Annotated in this window: 1 protein-coding gene; it reads right to left on the bottom strand. The window is 70.0% G+C overall.

Translation table 11 applies throughout. The annotated features are described in order from the left end of the window. Window positions 1-290 (bottom strand): FAD-binding protein (locus ACV22Z_RS35900; RefSeq protein ID WP_448080965.1); only part of this gene is annotated, 290 nt, incomplete at both ends.

Genomic DNA, 290 nt, shown 5'->3' with positions numbered 1-290 from the left:
TCCTTGTTCGGGCCCACGCCGCGGCCTTCCTTGATTTCCTGGTCCATCGAGCGCGACACGAAGTCACGCGGCGCCAGGTCCTTCAGCGTCGGCGCGTAGCGCTCCATGAAGCGCTCGCCGTCCGAGTTGCGCAGGATGCCGCCCTCGCCGCGCACGCCTTCCGTGATCAGCACGCCCGCGCCGGCCACGCCGGTCGGGTGGAACTGCCAGAACTCCATGTCCTGCAGCGCGATGCCCGCGCGGGCCGCCATGCCGAGGCCGTCGCCGGTGTTGATGAACGCGTTGGTCGA

This window comes from Burkholderia sp. PU8-34, assembly GCF_053427725.1.
This window is presented reverse-complemented; position numbering and strand designations above follow the sequence as displayed.